The following is an 18,309-nucleotide window of genomic DNA, read 5'->3' as shown; positions in this document are numbered from 1 at the left end:
TCAGCCGCCGGGACACGGCGGGGGCCGGACCCGGCCACCCGGTCTCTCCCTTACTCACCGTTCCTTACCGTCAAGGACGTATGCCATGGATGTCATCGGCGCCCTCGTCGCGGCCTGCCTGCTCCTCGTACTCCTCGTGCTGTTCACCTTCTCCCGGCTGTTCCGGAAGGTGGAGCAGGGCAAGGCCCTGATCGTCTCCAAGATGCGCAAGGTCGACGTGACCTTCACCGGCCAGGTCGTCCTGCCGGTGCTGCACAAGGCCGAGGTCATGGACATCTCGGTGAAGGCCATCGAGATCACGCGCACCGGCCGCGAGGGGCTCATCTGCCGGGACAACATCCGCGCCGACATCCGCATCACGTTCTTCGTACGGGTCAACAAGACCGTCGAGGACGTCGTCAGGGTCGCCCAGGCCGTCGGCACCGCCCGCGCCAGCGACCGGGACACGCTGCAGGAGCTGTTCCACGCCAAGTTCTCCGAGGCGCTGAAGACCGTCGGCAAGCAGATGGACTTCACCGACCTCTACACCAAGCGTGAGGAACTGCGGTTCCAGATCATCGAGGTCATCGGTGTCGACCTGAACGGCTACCACCTCGAGGACGCGGCGATCGACTACCTGGAGCAGACGCCGCTGACCCAGCTCGACCCGGGCAACGTCCTCGACGCCCAGGGCATCCGGAAGATCACCGAGCTGACGGCCGTGGAGCACGTGCGCACCAACGAGGCGCAGCGCACCGAGCAGAAGGAGATCACCCGGCAGAACGTCGACGCGCGCGAGGCCATCCTGGAGCTGGAGCGCCGCCAGGCCGACGCCGAGATCAAGCAGAAGCGGGAGATCGAGACCTCCCGCGCCCGCGAGGAGGCCGAGACCGCCCGCGTGGTGGAGGAGGAGCGGCTGCGCGCGCAGAGCGCCTTCCTGCACACCGAGGAGGAGCTCGGCGTCCAGCGCGAGAACCAGGCCCGTGAGGTCGCGGTCGCCGCGAAGAACCGCGAGCGGGTCATCGCCATCGAGAACGAGCGCATCGAGAAGGACCGCCTCCTGGAGGTCATCGCCCGGGAGCGGGAGACCCAGCTCACCCGGATCGCCGCCGACAAGGAGGTCGAGGCGGAGAAGCGGGAGATCGCCGAGGTCGTCCGCGAGCGGGTCGCGGTGGACCGTACGGTCGCCGAGCAGGAGGAGTCCATCAAGAAGCTGCGCGCCGTGGAGGAGGCGGAGCGCGAGCGCCAGGCCGTGATCATCGCCGCCGAGGCGGAGGCGCAGGAGAAGCTGGTCAAGGACATCAAGGCCGCCGAGGCCGCCGAGCAGGCCGCCACGCACCGCGCGGCCGAGGAACTCACCCTGGCCGAGGCCCGGTTGAAGACCGCCGACCTCGACGCGCGCGCCAAGCTCCGCCTGGCGGAGGCCGTCAAGGCCGAGGCCGCCGCGGAGGGACTGGCCGCGATCCAGGTCCGCGAGCAGGAGGCCGAGGTCATCGAGAAGGCCGGCCGCGCCGAGGCCGAGGCCTTGCAGGCCAAGGCGCTGGCCGAGGCCCAGGGCACAGAGGCACGGCTGCGCGCGGAGGCCGAGGGCGCCCAGGCCAAGGCGCTCGCCGAGGCCGCCGCGATCGGCGAGAAGCTGAAGGCCGAGGCGGCGGGCCTGACCGAGAAGGCGGCCGCGATGGCCGCCCTGGACGAGGCCTCCCGCGAGCACGAGGAGTACCGGCTGCGGCTCCAGGCGGAGAAGGAGATCCGGCTGGCCGGCCTGGAGGCGCAGCGGCAGGTCGCCGAGGCGCAGGCCACGGTCATCGCGACCGGCCTGGAGCACGCCGACATCGACATCGTCGGCGGCGAGTCGGTCTTCTTCGACCGTCTGATGAGTGCCATCTCGTTCGGCAAGGGCGTCGACGGCTTCGTGGAGAACTCCCGTACGGCGCAGGCCCTGGCGGCGCCCTGGCTGGACGGCTCGTCGAGCTTCCCCGACGACCTCGCCCGGATCCTCGGCCAGGTCAACTCGGCCGACGTCAAGAACCTGACGGTCTCCGCGCTGCTGATGAAGATGATGCAGTCGGGCGGCACGAACGCCGGTCAGCTCCAGCAACTCCTCGACCGCGCCGGTGAGCTGGGCCTCGCCGACACCCCGCTCACCGCCCTCAACGGCACCGCCCGAGTCTGACGACCCGCAGGACGGGCCCCAAGCCGCCGTCATGGGGCGGCGGTTGGGGGCCCGCCCCGCCGATCACGCCGGAATCACGGGGCCGGGACGCCCCGCCGGCGGGAGCCGGCCTGATCCGCCGGACAGGCCGGGCCCCGGGCCCGCACCTCTTCGCGAAGGGACGCACCACCCATGGCCACCGCCCTGGAGACGGGTTCGTACGACTCCGTGGACACCGGAACGTACGAGGTGCTGCGCGACCGGCTGACCGCGCAGGCCGCCGAGCTCGCCCGCGGTGCCGAGCGACTCAACGCCCGACGGGCCGAGGAGTTCGGCGCCACGCGCCTGGACCTCACCGGTACCGGCCGGCTGCGCACCGAGCACCCCAGCGTGCCCCGCGACGTCGTGGCCGTCGGCGACCGTCTGCTGTTCGGATACAACGGCAACCGACCCGAACCCGAGGTCGGCGACGTCCTCGCGCTGTACGACCGGGAACTGAACCGGCTGTCCGAGGACGCGGTGCCCGGACTCCTCGACGACCCCGCCTTCGTGCGGGAGTTCGGGGCCCTGCACCGCTACTACCGGCAGGCCCGGCTGCTGAGCCTGCGCCGCGTGGAGGGCCGGCTGCTGGCCGTCTTCCGGACCGGCGAGAAGGCCGGCGACATCCGGGTCCTGCGCTGGACGCTCACCGCCGACGGCCGGGCGGCGTTCGTGGACGGGCGCGGCGAACGCGACCATGTGCCGCCGTCGTCCCACGACTTCGAGTGGACCGCGACCGGCCGCGGGGACCATGTCCTGGGCCGCCACCCGCACGTCTCCGTGCGTGGCGAGATCTTCGTCTCCACCGTCGGCGGCCACCTCACCGTCAAGACGGAGGATGACACCGAGACCGACGAGGGCATCCACAGCGAGCCGGTCGACGAGCCGCTGCAGGCCCTCGCCGACGCGGACATCGCGCACGCGAGCGTGGGCCCGCTGATCCTGCTGCGGATCCGCCCCTACAAGGAGCAGGCCCACCGCTACCTCGTCTTCCACACCCTCACCAGGGCCGTGGTCCGCCTCGACGGCATCGGGCAGGCCTGCCGCCGCCTGCCCGACGACCAGGGCATCGTGTTCCCCGGGGGCTACTGCCTGGCCACCGGCGCCCACAAGGCCTACGAACTGGACAGCGCGGGCCTGGAGTTCGAGCGCGAGGTGCGTTCGCCCTACGGCGAGGACGTGCTGTACGCCTTCCACGCGCCCGCCGAGGGACGCAGCCTGCTGCTGTCCTACAACACCATCCGCGAGGAGGTCGCCACCCCGCTGTCCTGCCACGGCTGGGCGCTGTTCGACGACGGCACGCTGATGGCGCTGCGCACGGACCCCTCGGCCGGCCCCGACGAGCCGGGCCGCGTGCACCCCCTCCAGCTGTGGAGCTCCCCCTACGTCTCCGACACCCACGCGGGATCCACGGGCACCGGACCGCTCGGCCGGGTCGGCAACGCCGACCTGGTACGCGGCATCTCCGACTGCCTGTCCATCAGCCGCGCCGTCGCCGAGACCACGCCGACCACCGAGGTGTACGAGGCGCTGGCCGCAGCCTGCGTCCGCGCCCTCGACAGCCACCACTGGCTGGGCGAGGAGGAGCTGGGGGACCTGCGCACCCCGCTGGACGCCGTACGGGCCACCGCCGAGCAGGTGCTGGAGGAGTTCCGTACCGTACAGGCGCTGACCCGGCAGGCCGCCGACGCGCTCGAAGCGGCCGCCGGCCGGCTCGCCGCGGTGGTGCGCCGGCTGCGCGGCGAGGCACCGCGCGGGGCTGCCGCCTGGGTCGGCGGCCTGAGCGAACTGAGACAGTCCCAGGGCCACTTGCTGACCCTGAAGGAGATGCAGTACGCCGACACCGCCCGCATCGACGAGCTGGCCGCCGAGGCGGAGGCCGACCTCGCCACGTTCGGGCAGCGGGCGGTCGCCTTCCTGGCCCGCGAGGACGCCTTCGCCGACCACCACGAGGAGGTCGAACGCTTCGCCGTCGACGCCGAGTCGATCGGCAGCGTCGCCGAGGCGGCACCGGTCGCCGGCCGGCTCGACGACCTCGCCGGCTCGCTGCGCGTGGTCACCGAGGTCGTCGCCGGCCTCGACATCGGCGACGCCACCGTGCGCACCTCCGTCCTGGAACGCATCGCCGAGGTGCTGGGCGGGGCCAACCGCGCCCGCGCCCTGCTCGACGCCCGCCGCCGCGAACTGCGCGACCAGGAGGGACGGGCCGAGTTCGCGGCCGAGTTCGCGCTGCTCGGCCAGGCCGTCACCGGCGCGCTGGCGTCCGCGGACGATCCGGAGTCCTGTGACGAGCAACTCGCCTCCATGCTGGTGCGGCTGGAGAACCTGGAGTCCCGTTTCGCGGAGTTCGACGACTTCCTCGGCGAGCTGACCGACAAGCGCACCGAGATCTACGAGGCCTTCTCCGGCCGCAAGCAGGGCCTCCTGGACGCCCGCGCCCGCCGCGCCGAACAACTCGCCGCGTCCGCGGGCCGGGTGCTGGAGACGATCGCCCGGCGCGCGGCCACGCTCGCCGACGCCGACGCTGTCAGCACCTTCTTCGCCTCCGACCCGCTGGTCGCCAAGGCCCGCCGCACCGCCGACGAACTGCGCGAACTCGGCGACCCGGTACGGGCGGAAGAACTGAGCGGCCGCCTGAAGTCCGCCCGCCAGGAGGCGGCCCGCGCGCTGCGCGACCGCACCGACCTGTACGCCGACGGCGGCCGCACCCTCCGCCTGGGCACCCACCGCTTCGCCGTCACCACCCGGCCGCTCGACCTCACCCTGGTCCCGCACGGCGACGGCCTCGCCTTCGCCCTGTCCGGGACCGACTACCGCGCCCCGGTCACCGACCCGGGCTTCGCGGACACCCGCCCGTACTGGGACCGGCGGCTGCCGTCCGAGTCGCCCGAGGTCTACCGCGCCGAACACCTCGCCGCCCGGCTGCTGCGCCGCCACGGCGCGGCAGCGCCGGCCCAGGCCGACCTGCCGGCCCTGGTGCGCGGTGCCGCGGAGGAGGCGTACGACGAGGGCTACGAGCGCGGTGTCCACGACCACGACGCGACGGCGATCCTCACCGCCCTGCTCCCCCTGTACGAGCAGGCCGGACCCCTGCGCCACGAACCCGCCGCGCGGGCCGCCGCCCAGCTGTTCTGGGCGCACGGCACCACCGCCCAGGCCCGCACGGCCTGGACCCGGCGAGCGGCCTCCCTGGCCCGCGCCCGCGACGCCTTCGGCCCGTCCCCCGCCATCGCCGAACTCGCGGCGGAACTCGCGACGGCCCTCGAGACCTGGCCGGCCGCCCCGGGCGGCCACGGACCGGCCTCCCTGGGCGCGGGCGACCTGGCACCCGCTGCCGCGGCGTATCTGTTCCAGGAGCTGACGAGCGGACCCGACGGGTTCGTCATCAGCGCCGCCACCCGCACCCTGCTCGACAAGTTCCGCCGCACCGTGGGCAGTTCCGCCTACGACGAGGACCTGGCCGCGCTCGACGACCTCGCCGCGCGCCGCCAGCTGGCCGAGGCGTGGCTGTCGGCGTACGTCACCTCCACCGGTACCGAGACCACCGCCGGTGACCTGGCCGAGGCGGTGGCCGCCGAGCTGTGCCCGGACCTGCCCCGCTACGAGTCCGAGGTCTCCCCGGTGACCACGGTCGAGGGCCTGCTCGGCACCCACCCGCGCATCGAGGGCCGCAACCTCACCCTGCGGATCGACGAGTTCCTGGCCCGCACCGAACGCTTCGAGACACGGGAGGCACCCGCCTTCCGCGCCTACCAGCGCCGCCGCACCGCCCTGGTCGACACCGAGCGGGCCCGGCTGCGCCTGGAAGACCACCGTCCGCGCTCCATGGCCGCGTTCGTCCGCAACCGGCTCATCGACGAGGTCTACCTGCCGCTCATCGGCGACAGCCTCGCCCGCCAGCTCGGCACCGCGGGCGAGACCAAGCGCACCGACACCGGCGGCCTGCTGCTGCTCGTCTCGCCGCCCGGCTACGGCAAGACCACGCTGATGGAGTACGTCGCCGACCGCCTCGGCCTGATGCTGGTCAAGATCAGCGGCCCGGCGCTCGGCCACGCCGTCACCTCGCTGGACCCGGCCGAGGCCCCCAACGCCACCGCCCGCCGGGAGATCGAGAAGATCAACTTTGCGCTGGCGGCGGGCAACAACACCCTGCTGCTCCTGGACGACATCCAGCACACCTCACCGGAGCTGCTCCAGAAGTTCATCCCGCTGTGCGACGCCACCCGCCGTGTCGAGGGCGTCCGGAACGGCGAGGCGCGCACCTACGACCTGCGCGGCAAGCGGTTCGCCGTCTGCATGACCGGCAACCCGTACACCGAGTCGGGCGAGCGCTTCCGCGTCCCCGACATGCTCGCCAACCGCGCCGACGTCTGGAACCTCGGCGACGTCCTCACCGGCAAGGAGGACGTCTTCGCGCTCAGCTTCCTGGAGAACGCGCTCACCGCGAACCCGGTGCTGGCCCCGCTGGCCGGCCGCGACCGCCGCGACCTCGACCTGTTCCTCCGGCTCGCGGGCAACGACCCCGCGGCCCGCGCCGACCGGCTCGGGCACCCCTACGCGCCCGCCGAGGTCGAGCAGATCGTGTCCGTGCTGCGCCATCTGCTCAGCGCGCGCGAGACGGTCCTCGCGGTCAACGCCGCCTACATCGCCTCCGCCGCCCAGTCCGACGCGACGCGCACCGAGCCGCCGTTCCGGCTCCAGGGTTCCTACCGCACCATGAACAAGATCGCCCAGCGGCTGCGGCCCGTCATGAACGGCGCCGAACTGTCCGCCGTCCTCGACGACCACTTCACCGCCGAGGCGCAGACCCTCACCACGGGAGCCGAGGCCAACCTGCTGAAACTGGCCGAACTGCGCGGCACCCTGACCGCGCGACAGGCGACTCGCTGGGCCGAGTTGAAGTCGGCCCACGTCCGTGCGCAGGCCCTCGGCGGCCCGGCCGGGGATCCCCTCACGCGCGCGACCGCCGCTCTTGCCCTGCTGGCCGACCGGATGGGCGCCATCGAGGCCGCCCTGACCGGCCGCACCGCCTCCCGGGCCCGGCACGCGGCCGAGCACGCACAGGAGGAGTGACGACGATGGAGACGATGACGGCGGTCACCGCGGCGATGGCCTTGATGACGCCCTTCCTGGTCCCGCTCAGCACCGCCACGCTGATCGTGGCGGCCAGTACGACCGTCCTGGTCCGCCGCGACCGCCGCCGGGCCCACGCCTACCGGTGCCCGTCGCCGGCCGAGGAGGAGTGAGCGCCTCCCGGGTGCCGCCGGATCAGTTCCGCGAGTTGCCGAACAGGAGGCGGTAGCCGATGAGCAGCACGAGCGAGCCGCCGATGGCCGCGCCCCAGGTGTAGAGGTCGAAGAAGTTGCTCTCCACGGGCCGGTCGAGGAACCTGGCGGAGAGCCACCCGCCCACGAACGCGCCCGCGATGCCGATGAGAGTCGTGCCGATCAGTCCGCCCGGGTCCCGCCCCGGCAGCAGGATCTTGGCGATGGCCCCGGCTAGCAGTCCGAGGATGATCCAGCCGATGATGCTCACGTCGCCTGTCCTCCAGGAGTGTTGATTGCCCGATCGCATGGTTCCGGATGCCTGCTATGGCCAGGACGCGAAGGACGGCGCCCGTGGTTGCCTGGCCGGTCCGCATCCAGCCACATATTTTCATTATTGCGCAACCCCGGAACTGCCGAGGAGGGCACACGCGTTGACCTCCATGAACACGGGGGAACGGAAAAGCTGCGGAGGAGTTCGATGAGTGTGCCCTTGACCAAGGGCGGCAACGTCTCGCTGAGCAAGCAGGCTCCCGGCCTGAGGGCGGTCACGGTCGGGCTGGGCTGGCAGGCGGATGCCGGATACGAGCTGGACGCCAGCGCGCTGTTGTGCGACGCGTCCGGCAAGGTGCTGTCCGAACGGCACTTCGTCTTCTTCAACAACCTGAGCAGCCCCGACGGTTCGGTCCGCCACAGCGGCGGCAGCCCCGTCGGCGGCGGCGACCAGGAGATCGGCGTCGACCTGACCCGTGTGCCCGCCGAGGTCACGAAGGTGGTCTTCCCGGTCTCGCTGTACGAGGGAGCGGCCCGCGGGCAGTCCTTCGGCCAGGTGCAGCGCGCCCACATCCGTGTGCTCGACCAGGAGGGCGGTGCCGAACTCGCCCGGTACGACCTGGCGGCCGGCGGCCTGGCCGGTGAGACGGCGCTGGTCTTCGGCGAGCTGTACCGGCACGGCGCGGAGTGGAAGTTCCGGGCGGTCGGCCAGGGGTACGCCTCGGGCCTCGCGGGCATCGCCGCCGACTACGGCGTGGACGTCCTGCGGGAGACGGCCGCCCCGGACCCGAGCCCGGCCCCGAACCCGGCCCCGTCCGTCCCGGACCCCGGTGCGGGGGCGTACGGGACGACCCCGCCGGCCCCCATGCCCACGCCCCCGCCCCTGCCCCTGCCCGCCGTCCCCGTGACGCCGACACCGACCCTGGTGTCCCCCCAGCCGCCGACCGTCGCCGCACCGCCGCACCCCACGAGGAGTCCCGACATGACCTGCTTCTTCGACCCCGGCCACGGCCCCGGCACGACGAGCGTCAGCTGGTACCCGCAGTGGGGCGTGCCCCGGCCGGTCCAGGCGTGCGCCGAGTGCGCGCAGCGCGTCCAGACCACCGCGCCGCCGTTCTACACCCCGCCCCAGCCGATGAGCCCGGGGTATCCCCAAGCGCAGCAGGGCTATCCGCAGCAGGGCTATCCGCAGCAGGGCTATCCGCAACAGGGGTACCCGCAGCAGGGTTACCCGGCTCCCCAGGGCGACCAGCAGCAGGGCGGCCGCCGCTTCGGCACCGGCGCGCTCATCGGCGCCGGCGCGGCCGGCCTGGTCGGCGGGGCCCTGCTGAACGAGGCGTTCGACGACGACGAGCCGGACGTGGTGATCAACAACTACTACGAGGAGTGACCGGCTCCGCCGGGGCCGGGGAGCGGGGCGGAGAGGGCGGGACATGACCGGTGCCCGGTCGCGCCGGCGCTGGCCGGCGGTGGTGCTTCTGGCCGCCGCCTGCTACATCGCCGTGCGCGCGGTCGGCGGGCCGCCCTCCGGCTCCGCTCCCCGGCCCGCGCCGGCGGTTCCGGTCCCCGCCCCGCCCACCGGCCCGGCGCGACCCTCGGCGACGGCGACGACGGGACCGTACGACCCGGCCGACCACGCCGCCCAGGTGCGCCGGAGGGCCGGCCAGGCGGGCGTCAGCGCCCGGCTGCTGATGGCGATCCTCTACAACGAGTCGTACAAGCCCCACGAGCCCGGTCTCGAACGGGCCTGGCAGAAGTACAAGCCGGACGCCGCCTTCGGCATCGCCAACATGCACCGTGCGACCTTCGACGCCACCAAGAAGAACCGTGACTTCGCGAACCGCTCCTGGGACGAACTGCCCGACGACCGCGACCTCGCCATCGAGGCCGCGGCCTGGTACCTGCACGACCTCGCGGCCGTGCTGCCCGCCCACTGGCCGGCCCCGTACAGCAGGAGTGACCTGCTGGCCCTCGGCTACAACACCGGCCAGGGCAACATGCTCGCCTTCGCCCGCGGGGCCACCCCCGGCAGCCAGGCCCGGTCCTACCTCGACAAGCTGCACGCGAACTGGGCCAGGGCCGGCCAGGCGGTCAGCTCCTGATCCGACGAGAGGCGCCGTTGCCTGGCGGGGGGCCAGTGCTGTGACCGGAAAGGTTCACCGGCTCGCGGCAAACCTTTCCGGTCACAGCACTAGCTAGGTCCGGACCCGCGCCGCCGCCCGGCCCGTGCGCGCCGTCGGCCTGGCCCGCTTCGCGGTCCGGGCGACGAGCAGCGGGCCCAGGGGCCCGGCGCCCAGCCGTTCCACCAGCGGCGGGGCGAACCGGCGCGCCATCAGCACGACGATCAGGGTGACGACGGTCCCCACCAGGGCGCCGACGCCGACGTCATGGGGGTAGTGGGCGCCGACGTAGACGCGCGAGGCCCCCATCGCCACGGCCGCGAGCAGGGCGATGGACCCCAGCCACCGGTTGATGACGAGCAGGGCCACCGCGAACGCGAAGGCGACCGTGGTGTGGTTGCTGGGGAAGGCGTAGTCGTCGACCGGGGGACACGCCTCGATGAGGAAGTCGTGCGGGAGGGCCCGGCAGGGGCGCGGCTCCTCGAAGACGTTCTTGATCCCGCTGTTGACGACGTACGCCAGGACCACGGCGAACGGCGTGGCCAGGACGGCGGCCATGACCGTGTTCCCCTGGCGCCGGGCACGCCACCAGGCCACTAGCAGGAAGAGCGCGAACAGGCCCATGCCGAGGTCGGAGAAGAGTGCGGCGGGCTCGTTCAGCCAGTGCGTGTCCCGAGCGAAGTTGGTGACGTCGGTGTAGAGGCCGCCGTCGATGGCCGCGCCGTCGAGCCCCGTGGCGGGCGGGGAGGAAGTCGTCATCAGGTGGATCTCCGGGCCATGGGTCCACGTGCGTGAGCGCTCCGGGGAACGCGTGTGAACACACGCGGACGCAGAAGTGGAACCCTCGTGAAGTCTGGCCGTCCGAGGGATGAACGTCTACAGATTGGTAGACGGTAGCAGTTGGAGATCGGGTTGCTTCAGGCGCCGTCGAATTGCCGCCGGGCCGATCGCGGCCTCTTGAGGGCGGGCGGTCGTGGCCAAGGGTGTCCTGGCGCTCGCCGCCATCCAGCCCGGCTGGCGCGGCAGCGCCACGACCAGGCAAATCCGCGGGGAACGCTCCGGTGGCGGGCTCATGCGGCCGCCGGGCCGGCCGAGTGATGGAACACCGGCCAAGTGGTGAAGCAGGGGCAGACCCGCCACGGGGGGGGTGCGAACGAGTCTGCCCCTGCTCGATGCCGCCCGCGTACCTCCCCCCGGAGAGCAGGCGGCCTGACCCCGCCCGGGGTCACTAGGTTCAGCGCTGCGGGAGCGCCGAATGTCACGGGTCCCGGTGCACTGACACGAAGTCGACACAACTGTGCAGTAAGGCACTCATCGCGTCACTCAGTGCGTCACAACTCGCATACCGCATTCCATGTCATTCCACGTGGCTCCACGGAATTCCATGCGATTCCAAGCGCTCACGTGCCGGATTGCCCGCCGGATTGCCCGGTCTTCGCCGCACCGGCCTCGGGAGCGCGGCCCGGTGGACTGGTCTGTCCGTTCTTCTCGTTCTTCGCGGTCTTCTCGTTCTTCTCGACGGCCGAGTTGCCGTGCGGCTGTCCGTTCTCCTTGCCCGGGTCGCTCGCGCTGCCGGGGTTGCTTCCGCTCCCGGGGCTGTTCCCGCTTCCGGGGACGTTCCCGTTGTCCGGGCCGCTTCCCTTGCCCGGGTTGCCGGTCTCGGTCTGCGCCAACTGGTCGGCGCAGTAGGCGTCGACGTTGTCCTCGCCTCCGGCGGCCTCGATGAACCGCTTCCAGGCCGCCGACTCCAGCGCCTTGCCGCTGTCCTTCACCGCTGCGTACGCGCGGCAGCGGGCCTGGATGTCCTTGGCTGTCGGCGGGCGGTCCCGGGTCACGGAGGGATCGGGCGTGGGGGAGGCGGGCCCGGACGGCGCGGCGTCGGCGGATGCCGGTGCGGGCGACCGGTCGGGCGACGGAGGCTGGGGAGCGGTGGGCGACGGATGCCGCCGTGCGCGATCGTCGTCCCCCGCCCTCCCGTCGGACTTCGGTGAGCCGATCGCCGCGATCGCCACGCCGCTGAACGTCAGGCCGGCGAAGAACACGGCGACGGCGGCCCGCACCGAACGCCGTCCCAGGACGCGCCGCGGTCGCCAGTCGTCCCGTCTCCGCACCCGTGCCTGCTGGTGGACGCCTTCCTCCCGGGCGGCCCGGAAGGCGGCCACGGCACGCTGTTCGGCCGACGCGTCGAGGGCCTCGGCGCACAGGGCGCGGCGGAGGGCGGGTTCCAGCGCGGTGGCGCGGGTGTCACCGTCGCCGCCGGGCCCGCGGCCGCCCGTGCCGGCGCGTCGGCGGTCCACGCCCCCACCGTCGCTGTGTCGGTCGCCCATACCCGTGTCCATCCCATGCGGTTGCTACTCGTTCGCTCTACGGATCTGACGCCCTCGCTGCTCATTCCGACTGCCTCAGCGTATGGCGGCCCCATCCCGTCACACCCGGCCTCTGCCGAGCGGTCCGGCCAGGACGGGGCACGGCGTGTTCCGGGGCGGGCACGGCTCGATCGCCGTCGGCACGGACGGCGCGTGCCGTCAGGCGCGCCGTGTGCCTTCAGGCCGCCTTCGGGCAGCCGTCAGGCGTCGAGGCCGCCGAAGAGCACGGCCTCCGACCAGCTCAGCACCCCGAGGGAGTGGTGCCGGTGGGAGATGGCGAGCGGGACGATCGCCGGATGGGCCGCCACGGCGTCGCGCAGCCGCCGCGCCATGACCTCGATCCGCTCGCGCCACGGCATGGCGGGGTCCGGCGGCTCGACGTCCACGCGGGCCAGTACGAGTTCGACGACGAGCCGTTCCAGCTCCTCGCGGTCGTCCTCGTACCGATAGAGCCCCGGCTGGTCCTGCGTGAGTGAACGTGGACTCTTGCACACCATGTACTTTGCGTTGCAAAGTAGTTGGGGTGGGGGCGGGCCGACCGGCGGCCTGCTGCCCAGCGCTGTTCGAAGCGCGACCGCAGGGGGGACATCGTGGGAATGGGAACACCGTCGCTGAGCAGCACGGGATCCGAACCGAGGGCGCGCGCGGCCGGCCTGCTGGCGGCGACGGAGGGCCTGCGGGCCAGTACCCGCGCGCAGATGAACGGCTCGTGGGTCTCCCTGCTGGGCTTCGGTCTCCTGGCGCTGGCGGCCGCTCCGATCGCCCGGTACGCCTTCAACTTCGGAGCCCACGGTCGAAGCATCAACTCCTATCCGGCCTTCGCCTACGCCGAGTTGACCGGCCTGTGCGTCGTCCACGAACCGGGAGCCCCCTGTCTGAGGGGCGAGTTCGACGGCGCCGTCCTGCGCTTCGTGGCCTGGGGCGTGTGGTTCGCGCTTCTCCCCCTGGCCTGGTTCGTCTTCGCCCGCTGGTACCGACTGCGCGGCGAGGCCCGCGGTGTCGTCCCCCGCCGCGGCGTGTGGATCAGTACGACCGTCATCGCCACCGTGGTGATCAAGGGCGCCCTGATGGCCCTGCTGTTCGCCAGGCGCCAGCCCTGGGAGGTCCACCTGCTGGAGAACAGCTATGCCTCCCCGTGGTACCTGGTCGGTATCGGACTGCTCGCCCTCGGGACGGCCGAACGCAGCTGGATCGCCGCGGCCGCGGGCATCGCTCATGGCCTGCTGCTCACCGCCTACCTCGGTGCCTCCTGGGGCACCGGATGGCTTTTCTGGCAGAGCCCCGGCTGGACCGACGGACCGCAGGCCAAGGCGCTCCTGCTCGCCGCCATCCTGCTGGTCGCCGGCGTGGTCGAGCGGGCGGCGGCCCGTCATCGCGCCACGCCCGGCTCCGTCGACGCGGGTACGGTTGCCTCATGAGCGTCGGGGACTCGACCGCTGCGCGGGCTGAACAGGAAGGACTCCATCCGACCCAGTCGCTGGACGACACCGTCCACCAGCGCGTGCGGCTCGGCATCCTCACCATCGCCAGAGAGGCCGACCGGGTCGAGTTCGGCTTCCTGAAGAAGCAACTCGCCGTCACCGACGGCAATCTCTCCCGGCATCTGAAGGTGCTGGAGGAATCCGAGCTGATCACCCTGGAGAAGGGCTACGCCGGCCGGCGCCCCCGTACCTGGGTGGCTCTCACCCGCGCCGGCGCCCAGGCACTGGACGCCGAACTCCGTGCCCTGCGCGCCCTGGTCCTGCGTCTGGAAGCCACCCGCCCCGAGCCCGGCCGGCCCGCCATCTGATCACCTGCCGCTGCTGTGCCCATGGCCGGGACGTGCAGGAACTCGCCGGTCCTTCCCGGAGGTGCTTCCGGTGGCCGTTGAAATTCCTGGGAGAAATCCAATACCGCGCGCCGCGGCACGTTTGTTCTCCGCATCATGAGCGGCGCCGGCGAGAAAGCTCCGCGATTCGGCATGTCAAAATCCACACTCCGTGCGGAGCGTCTCGTTCTACGGAGACGACGAAGGGATCCGTACCGCAGGGGAGCCGAGCCTCTGGACCCGGCCACGGGGATCCGCCCGCCAACACCCGTGGCTGCCATGGCTCGTCAGTGCTCGCTTACTCGTGCCGGAGGCGAAGCGTGCCGGCCCGGCAGCCCTGACACAGCGCCAGGAAGCCTCGGACCCGCCTGCGTGTCAGTGATATAAGTCACAGGGGAATGCGGGCGTCCTGAACAACCATCCTCATTCGCCCCTTTCATCCGTGACGCTTTCCCTCATGGGGATGCGCAGGACGGAAAAGCGCCACCCCGCCCTTTACTTGGCTTATACACTCGCCGGCATCCAGGCTGCCCCATGTGCGCTTTTCGGTGGCCGTTCTCCTTCGTCTCCGACCAAGAAAGGGCGCCCGTGAAATTTCGCCGTACCCTCGCCGTGGCCGTCGCCGTCGCGGCAACCACGCAGGTTGTGCTCTTCGCCGCCACTCCGGCACTCGCCGCCGGGACGTCCGCGGCACAGACGCAGAACCAGCCGACGTACGCGGAACTGGTGAAGGCCGCCTCCGACGCGGAGAAGGCGTACGAGGAAGCCGTCATCGCCAAGGAGGAAGGGCAGAAGAAGCTCAAGGCCACCCTGGACTCCCTGGACTCCGACACGCACCCGCTGAAGGCGGCCACGATCGCCGCGGACAAGGCGGCCAAGGAGGCGTCCGGCGCCAAGGACGCGGCCGAGAAGGCCGTCGCGGACGCCGAGGCCAAGCTGGAAGCGGCCCGGAACGACACCGAGAAGGCCGAGGCGGAGCAAGCCCTCGAAGCCGCCAAGAGTGATCTGGCGAAGGCGGTCGAGGCCAAGCAGGGCGCCGACGCCGCGGCGAAGGAGGCTCACACCGCGCTGGACGACGCCAGGGTGGCGGCCTTCCGCGAGTACAGCCTGGTCCAGGACGCTCCCAAGGAGGCCCTCAAGGCCAAGGAGGCCGCCGAAAAGGCACTCGCCACCGCCAAGGAGTGCGTCCGTGAGGACGGGCTGACCTCGCTCGCGGTGGGGCTGCCGTCCGCGGTCGCTGCCGGGACCACCGTCGATTTCACCCTGCGCGTGACCAACGGAACCGAGCGCACGCTGACCGTGGACCCCCTGGTGTTCTTCCATGTGACCGACGAACACCGCGGTGAGAAGAGTGACTTGGAGGTGGAATGGTTCAACGGCTCGGGCTGGCAGGCCCTCAACGGCGACAATCCCGAGCACATCGCGCACATCGACACCATGAAGCCGGGCGAGCAGAACGACGTGAAGCTGCGGATGGAGGTCGACTCCGCGGCCCAGGCCGCCGACGCCTTCGCCCTGTTCGCCGGTGACGCCTCCGACGCGTACAACCCCTGCGTCCTGGGCCCGATGAAGCGCTACGACTTCGAACTTCTGCCCGCTGGCAGCAAGACCGGCCCGGTCGACGAAGCCGAGCCCGGCCGTCCCGGCGAGGACGACGACAAGCGGCCGGACGGTGCGAAGCCCGGCACGGATACGGGCCCCTCGGCACAGGGCGGCACGTCCAAGCAGCCGGTGCAGGTGACGCCCACCGGAACCGACACCGGCGGCAACCTCGCCGCGACGGGTACGTCCTCCGCGATGGCGCCGCTCGCTCTCGCGAGCGCCGTCACCCTCGTGCTCGGCGCCGGAGCGGTTCTCGCCGTACGCCGCCGCAAGGCCGCGGACAACGTCTGACCGGTGGACGGCAGAGGCCCTGTGGAGCACTCCGCAGGGCCTCCACAGCGCCGGCTTCTGGGGCGTACCACTGGAGTGCCTGGCCGGTGACAGGGGGCAGGGCCTCGGAGGCGGCGCTGCTGCGGATGGTCCGTAGGCGTCCCCGCGTGTCCGTCGGCGTTGTCACGCAGTTGGGCACTCGGGTGCCCTTCGATGCGAACCATGGGGGGAACCATGCGTCGGCGGCTCATTGAGCGCACGTGGAACTGGAGCGTGCGGCAGAAGGCTGCGGCCTATCTGGTCTCGCAAGCCCTGCTGCTGTGCGTGCTGCTGGCCGTGGTGGTCGGCGGGGGTATCGGTGTGCCGCTCCCTGTCCTGGTTGCCCTGTGGTGCGGTCCCGCGTTGGGCGGGCTCATAGGAGTTCTGCGGGGCGCGAGGGCGTGTGTCCTGCCGTCTCACAGAGGCGGGAGCTTGTAACGGCCCCGCTTGTGCCGCCCTTTGTACGCCGAGGATCAACGATGCCGCGCTGAAGTGGATCCTTTCCCGGTTCCGGCTCGAGCCGGTCACGCAGGGCGTGGCCGACGGCCTCGGCGCGGGGCTGGTGGCCGGCTTGGTGCGCACGCCTCGCGTCATTTGTGTGACTCCTCCTACACTCACCGTCACACAGCGCATCGCCATGAGGGGGGCCGGATGGTGCTGAACGGAACGGCCGGGCAGGGGGACGCCGCAGCAGCGGGGCCGACGCTGGAAAGACTGCTGTCGGTCATGGGAGCCGGTGCCCTGGAGCTGTGCACGGCTCCACGTGGTCTGGGGGGCGTGGTCGAGGGAATCACGGTGCTGGACTCGCTGGAGTCGGGGCTGCCGCGGGGGCAGTTGCTGCTGGCAGTGGGCATCGATCCGCAGTCGGCCGCCGCCGTCGACGTCGTGCGCGATGCCGCTGGATCGGGAGCGGCCGCGCTGGTCTTCGGGCCGGGCAGGTCGGGGCGGCCCCCGGACGCGCTGCGGGCGGCCGCCGAGGACGCCGGTACGGCGGTGCTCTTCCGGACGGCGTGGTGCCACTGGGTCGAGTTGATCGGCGCGCTGCGGGCCGGTCTGGTCCTGTCCGGAGTCCCCGCCGATCCGGCAGTGACGCCGGGCGACCTGAACGGACTGGCCGACGCGGTGGCGGTCCTGGTCAGCGGCGCGGTGACGATCGAGGACGTGGAGTCCCGGGTCCTGGCGTACTCGTCCACGAAGGAGGACGTGGACGAGTTACGCCGACTGACGATCCTCGGTCGCCGGGTGCCGGAGTGGCGCGTGGCCGCCATGCAGGAGGCCGGGTTCTTCCGGGCGTTGTGGGGCTCAGGGGACGTCATCCACCGGCCGGCGCACGGGGAGAATCCCGAACGTCTGGTGGTGGCCGTCCGGGCAGGCGGAGAGATCCTGGGATCGATCTGGGTGGCGGCCGCGGGCGGCGACCTCCCGCCACACGCCTCCGACACACTGCGGTCGGCGGCGCGGGTGGCCGCGGTACATCTGCTGCACCACCGGTCGCACCGCACGCATGCCCGGCTGGTCGAGGACGCGGCCCGTGCGCTGCTCGACGGACGGGGATCCGCCGGTCTACTGACCGAACGCACCGGAATTCCGGCGCACGGGCACTGCGCCGTCCTGGCGGTACGCCCCGGAGCCTCCTGCAAGGGGGAGGAAACCGGAAGGCTGTGCGCCCTGATGGCGGTGTACTGCGGCGCGAACGACCTCACGCCGGTGGCGGTGCCGGTGGGCCAGGGGGCCCTGGTCCTGGTGGGCGCGCTGCACCAGGACAGGCAGCGGGCCGTCGAACAGGTCGCACGTCTGGGGAAGTCACTGGTCCGGCAGGTGGCCGACGCGTTCGGGCCGGAAGCGAGAATCGGTCTGGGCACGGTGGTCAGGACCCTGGCGGACCTGCCCGAGTCCCGCCGGTCGGCGGACCTGGCGCTGAGAGCCCTGCTCTCGACGGGAGAGCACCGCACCGTCGCCTTCGCGAGCGAGGTGGCCGAGACGATCGCCCTGAACCAGATGCTGGACACGCTGACGGGGCCGGCCCTGGCACCGGAGACACCGGTGGCACGCCTGGTGGCGTTCGACGCCGGGCACGGCGGAGGCACCATGGTGCAGACCCTGCGGGCCTACCTCGACCACTTCGGTCATGTGCCGGACACCGCCCGGGCGCTGGGTGTGCACGCGAACAGCCTGCGGCACCGGATCAGCCGGCTCACCGAGGTGTCCGGGCTCGACCTCCGCAGTCCGGACGCCCGGCTCCTCGCCCAACTGCAACTGCGCCTTCTCGAGCGCGGTGGCCGGGAGGCGTGAGCATTCGGGCGCCGCCACGAAGAAAGGGCCGCTTCTTCGTGCCCGAGCACCATGGCGGCTGTGCCACGTCCGCGGTTTCGCTCCCCGGTGAGATCCGCGCGGCGGA

At 72.1% G+C, this 18,309-nt stretch carries 13 protein-coding genes; 9 read left to right on the top strand and 4 right to left on the bottom strand.

Features of this window, described 5'->3' with window-relative positions; all coding sequences use genetic code 11:
* Positions 1 to 85 precede the first annotated feature (85 nt).
* From ABZ818_RS12945 to ABZ818_RS12935, 3 genes are all read left to right on the top strand, one after another.
* The gene (locus tag ABZ818_RS12945) at positions 86 to 2,152 is read left to right on the top strand and encodes a flotillin family protein (protein ID WP_361413298.1); all 2,067 of its coding nucleotides are present in this window, start codon (positions 86 to 88) and stop codon (positions 2,150 to 2,152) included.
* Between the two features lie 171 nt (positions 2,153 to 2,323).
* A complete protein-coding gene (locus ABZ818_RS12940; protein ID WP_361413296.1) occupies positions 2,324 to 7,243 on the top strand; it encodes a DNA repair ATPase in 4,920 nt (1,639 codons plus the stop codon).
* Between the two features lie 5 nt (positions 7,244 to 7,248).
* The gene (locus ABZ818_RS12935) at positions 7,249 to 7,416 is read left to right on the top strand and encodes a hypothetical protein (protein WP_361413295.1); all 168 of its coding nucleotides are present in this window, start codon (positions 7,249 to 7,251) and stop codon (positions 7,414 to 7,416) included.
* A 22-nt stretch (positions 7,417 to 7,438) separates the two neighbouring features.
* Here the strand turns inward: ABZ818_RS12935 and ABZ818_RS12930 are convergent, their stop codons facing one another.
* Positions 7,439 to 7,705 carry a GlsB/YeaQ/YmgE family stress response membrane protein gene (locus ABZ818_RS12930; protein ID WP_141359764.1) on the bottom strand — a complete coding sequence of 89 codons (267 nt, stop codon included), beginning with the start codon at positions 7,703 to 7,705 and terminating at the stop codon, positions 7,439 to 7,441.
* 210 nt (positions 7,706 to 7,915) lie between these two features.
* On the opposite strand from ABZ818_RS12930, the gene ABZ818_RS12925 reads away from it, so the two are divergent.
* Positions 7,916 to 9,097: a TerD family protein gene (locus tag ABZ818_RS12925; RefSeq protein WP_361413293.1), complete on the top strand. Its 1,182-nt coding sequence runs from the start codon at positions 7,916 to 7,918 to the stop codon at positions 9,095 to 9,097.
* Positions 9,098 to 9,140: 43 nt separating this feature from the next.
* The gene (locus ABZ818_RS12920; protein ID WP_361413291.1) at positions 9,141 to 9,809 is read left to right on the top strand and encodes a transglycosylase SLT domain-containing protein; all 669 of its coding nucleotides are present in this window, start codon (positions 9,141 to 9,143) and stop codon (positions 9,807 to 9,809) included.
* Positions 9,810 to 9,902: 93 nt separating this feature from the next.
* Here the strand turns inward: ABZ818_RS12920 and ABZ818_RS12915 are convergent, their stop codons facing one another.
* The 3 genes from ABZ818_RS12915 to ABZ818_RS12905 form a co-directional block, all read right to left on the bottom strand.
* Positions 9,903 to 10,586, bottom strand: a complete 684-nt coding sequence (locus ABZ818_RS12915; RefSeq protein ID WP_361413290.1) for a phosphatase PAP2 family protein — start codon at positions 10,584 to 10,586, stop codon at positions 9,903 to 9,905.
* A gap of 641 nt (positions 10,587 to 11,227) precedes the next feature.
* Positions 11,228 to 12,124 carry a hypothetical protein gene (locus ABZ818_RS12910; RefSeq protein WP_361413289.1) on the bottom strand — a complete coding sequence of 299 codons (897 nt, stop codon included), beginning with the start codon at positions 12,122 to 12,124 and terminating at the stop codon, positions 11,228 to 11,230.
* A gap of 269 nt (positions 12,125 to 12,393) precedes the next feature.
* A complete protein-coding gene (locus tag ABZ818_RS12905) occupies positions 12,394 to 12,690 on the bottom strand; it encodes a hypothetical protein (RefSeq protein WP_361413288.1) in 297 nt (98 codons plus the stop codon).
* A 99-nt stretch (positions 12,691 to 12,789) separates the two neighbouring features.
* Between ABZ818_RS12905 and ABZ818_RS12900 the strand changes: the two genes are divergently transcribed.
* From ABZ818_RS12900 to ABZ818_RS12885, 4 genes are all read left to right on the top strand, one after another.
* Positions 12,790 to 13,611, top strand: coding sequence for a hypothetical protein (locus tag ABZ818_RS12900; RefSeq protein ID WP_361413286.1), 822 nt, complete (start codon positions 12,790 to 12,792; stop codon positions 13,609 to 13,611).
* Positions 13,608 to 13,982, top strand: coding sequence for a transcriptional regulator (locus ABZ818_RS12895; protein ID WP_361413284.1), 375 nt, complete (start codon positions 13,608 to 13,610; stop codon positions 13,980 to 13,982). Before ABZ818_RS12900 ends, ABZ818_RS12895 begins: the two co-directional genes overlap by 4 nt.
* Positions 13,983 to 14,588: 606 nt before the next feature.
* Positions 14,589 to 15,893: an LPXTG cell wall anchor domain-containing protein gene (locus ABZ818_RS12890; RefSeq protein WP_361413283.1), complete on the top strand. Its 1,305-nt coding sequence runs from the start codon at positions 14,589 to 14,591 to the stop codon at positions 15,891 to 15,893.
* Positions 15,894 to 16,562: 669 nt separating this feature from the next.
* On the top strand, positions 16,563 to 18,203 hold the full coding sequence (locus ABZ818_RS12885) for a helix-turn-helix domain-containing protein (protein ID WP_361413281.1): 1,641 nt from the start codon (positions 16,563 to 16,565) through the stop codon (positions 18,201 to 18,203).
* Positions 18,204 to 18,309 lie beyond the last annotated feature (106 nt).

This window comes from Streptomyces sp. NPDC047453, assembly GCF_040643155.1.
Lineage (GTDB): Bacteria > Actinomycetota > Actinomycetes > Streptomycetales > Streptomycetaceae > Streptomyces.
The sequence above is the reverse complement of the archived record's forward strand: the minus strand, read 5'-3'. Positions and strand labels throughout refer to the sequence as shown.

Bases quoted from the DNA above. Each gene is read 5' to 3' on its own strand.
- ABZ818_RS12940 (WP_361413296.1), top strand. From the start codon at position 2,324: ATGGCCACCGCCCTGGAGACGGGTTCGTACGACTCCGTGGACACCGGA.
- ABZ818_RS12885 (WP_361413281.1), top strand. From the start codon at position 16,563: ATGGTGCTGAACGGAACGGCCGGGCAGGGGGACGCCGCAGCAGCGGGG.
- ABZ818_RS12925 (WP_361413293.1), top strand. From the start codon at position 7,916: ATGAGTGTGCCCTTGACCAAGGGCGGCAACGTCTCGCTGAGCAAGCAG.
- ABZ818_RS12900 (WP_361413286.1), top strand. From the start codon at position 12,790: ATGGGAACACCGTCGCTGAGCAGCACGGGATCCGAACCGAGGGCGCGC.
- ABZ818_RS12895 (WP_361413284.1), top strand. From the start codon at position 13,608: ATGAGCGTCGGGGACTCGACCGCTGCGCGGGCTGAACAGGAAGGACTC.
- ABZ818_RS12935 (WP_361413295.1), top strand. From the start codon at position 7,249: ATGGAGACGATGACGGCGGTCACCGCGGCGATGGCCTTGATGACGCCC.
- ABZ818_RS12915 (WP_361413290.1), bottom strand. From the start codon at position 10,586: ATGACGACTTCCTCCCCGCCCGCCACGGGGCTCGACGGCGCGGCCATC.
- ABZ818_RS12905 (WP_361413288.1), bottom strand. From the start codon at position 12,690: ATGGTGTGCAAGAGTCCACGTTCACTCACGCAGGACCAGCCGGGGCTC.
- ABZ818_RS12945 (WP_361413298.1), top strand. From the start codon at position 86: ATGGATGTCATCGGCGCCCTCGTCGCGGCCTGCCTGCTCCTCGTACTC.
- ABZ818_RS12920 (WP_361413291.1), top strand. From the start codon at position 9,141: ATGACCGGTGCCCGGTCGCGCCGGCGCTGGCCGGCGGTGGTGCTTCTG.